A 429-nucleotide genomic window follows, 5' to 3' on the forward strand; every position below is an offset into this window, starting at 1 on the left:
CGCGGATCCTGCTGGTGGGCGAGCCAGGAGCCACGACGCTGAAGGCCGCATCAGCGCTTGAGCAGAGCGGCGCAACCATCATCGGCGCGTTCACCTCGTTCAATGCCTTTGACTATCTCCACGACGCCCCTTTCGACGCCGTGGTTGTGCTGGCGCAGGGCGAGGACTGGTCCGGCCCCTTGGGGCTCATCGCCACCATGCGGCGCAGCGCTCGCTTCTATCACACCCCGGGCGTCGTGATCGGCGCCCCGCTTGGGGAAGCCCAGATCGAAGCTGCGATTGCAAAGGGCGCTGACGACATTGTCGACGCCGCCCTGCCGCTGGACGGGGCTGCGGCTCGGATCGTGGCGATTGCAGCCGGCGCACAGCGTCAATCAGCGATGCGCGCCGTCTTCAGCCGGACCCGGCCCGCCGCAGCCATCGATCGCG

General features: G+C 68.3%; 1 protein-coding gene. It reads left to right on the forward strand.

The features are described from left to right. Positions 1–429 (forward strand): PleD family two-component system response regulator (locus ACLD7X_RS19135; protein ID WP_411425261.1); only part of this gene is annotated, 429 nt, incomplete at both ends.

This window comes from Aphanothece microscopica RSMan92 (genome assembly GCF_046613545.2).
Lineage (GTDB): Bacteria > Cyanobacteriota > Cyanobacteriia > PCC-6307 > Cyanobiaceae > NIES-981.